The organism is Maribacter sp., assembly GCF_049667165.1.
Classification (GTDB): domain Bacteria; phylum Bacteroidota; class Bacteroidia; order Flavobacteriales; family Flavobacteriaceae; genus Maribacter_A.
On the sequence record NZ_JBATHS010000259.1, the window covers coordinates 1 to 1,554 of the forward strand.

Annotated in this window: 2 protein-coding genes and 1 pseudogene; all 3 read left to right on the forward strand. The window is 42.5% G+C overall.

All coding sequences use genetic code 11. The annotated features are described in order from the left end of the window. Positions 1–219 (forward strand): annotated as a pseudogene (locus WBM98_RS12710) (opacity protein); the annotation flags it as partial. Further along, on the forward strand, positions 219–818 hold the full coding sequence (locus WBM98_RS12715; RefSeq protein WP_424366396.1) for a DUF998 domain-containing protein: 600 nt from the start codon (positions 219–221) through the stop codon (positions 816–818). The pseudogene WBM98_RS12710 and the gene WBM98_RS12715, both read left to right, overlap by 1 nt. Next, positions 815–1,554: DUF6544 family protein (locus WBM98_RS12720; RefSeq protein WP_424366397.1), on the forward strand; the 740-nt coding region annotated here is incomplete at its 3' end. The genes WBM98_RS12715 and WBM98_RS12720, both read left to right, overlap by 4 nt.

The following is a 1,554-nucleotide window of genomic DNA, read 5'->3' on the forward strand; positions in this document are numbered from 1 at the left end:
GAAGTAGAGAATAGCGAAGGGGATATTACGGCAGACTCCGGCCACGGAATCGGTTGGGAACTAGGTGCTGGCCTTAACGTAGACCTTGGCAGTAACTGGCATTTGCGTCCGCAAGTCGGATATCGCGTCCTTTCAAGAGATATCGAAATAGGAACTACTACCACTGATGTTAATCTTAATTATATCGCCGCTGGTGTTGGAATAGCAAAAGTATTCTAATGGGAAAAAGAAAAAACAGCCCTCTACAGTTTGGAGGGCTTATGGCGTTCCTTGCGGGGTTCGTCATTTTCATGGGAATCATTACGGGAGAAATTTATTATCCGGAAGGGTACAATACCGCCGTAAACGATATTAGCGATTTGGGCAGTACACGTCCGCCCGATAGTATTATCCACCAACCTTCGGCGACCATTTTCAATACCACGATGTTGGTAGCAGGCTTGTTGCTCTGTGCTTCAAACTGGCCCGTGTACCGTCATTTTAGAAAACTGTGGTTTACCATACCCTATGCTCTTTTTGCAATTGGGGTATTTGGTGTAGGAGTATTTCCGGGAAATATTGCGCCCTATCACGGTATATTTTCCCTACTCACTTTTGTCATGGGGAGTTTTACCTGTATCCTCGGTTTTACGATATTAAAAAGGCCATTTGCCGTTATCGGTATTCCCATTGGGATTATGTCGTTGATTTTTCTTTTCGGAGCCCCTTATTTTATTCCCTTTTGGGGTAGTGGCGGTACCGAACGTTGGGTGGCTTACCCTATCGTTATCTGGTTGATAGGCTTTGGAGGATACTTAATGTCAAAGACGAAAAAATGAGAATACTATTTATAGTCATACTGTTCGTTCACGGCCTTATCCATTTTATGGGTTTCGCCAAAGCCTTCGATTTTGGGAATATGGCTCAGTTTACCAAAGAAATTTCTAAACCTGTGGGTTTTCTTTGGTTGCTTACCAGTCTGCTTTTTATCGTATCAGGCGTCCTGTATCTGATTAAAAAGGAAACTTGGCCGATGCTTGCCATCATTGCTGTCATTCTATCGCAAATCTTGATTTTTATGGTCTGGAAGGATGCCAAATTCGGTACGATCGCCAATGTTATCATTCTGTTGGTAGGAATTGTTGGCTTTGGACATTATCAATTCCATAAAATGGTCCGAGGTGAATCGAAACAATTACTACGAAATATTCAAGTAGAAAATCTTCCTATAATTTCTAAAAAGGCTATCGACCATTTGCCGGAAATCGTTCAAAAATGGATGCGAAATTCAGGAGTCATTGGTAAAGAAAAAATTGTTTCTGTCCGCTTAGAACAAAAAGGGGAAATGAAGACCAAGCCCGAGGGGAAATGGATGACTTTTACGGCAAGACAATATTTTAATGTGGAACCACCCGCGTTTATTTGGACCACAGACGTCGATTTTATGCCGATGGTCAATATGGCAGGCAGGGATAAACTCATCGATGGCAAAGGCGAAATGCTTGTCAAATTGGCGAACGTGATTCCCGTTGTGGATGAAGGCAACAATGAAAAAATAAATTCCGGTGCCATGCT

What these genes read in the sequence shown, in the direction of transcription:
- WBM98_RS12715 (WP_424366396.1), top strand. Translation starts at nt 219, where the DNA reads ATGGGAAAAAGAAAAAACAGCCCTCTACAGTTTGGAGGGCTTATGGCG.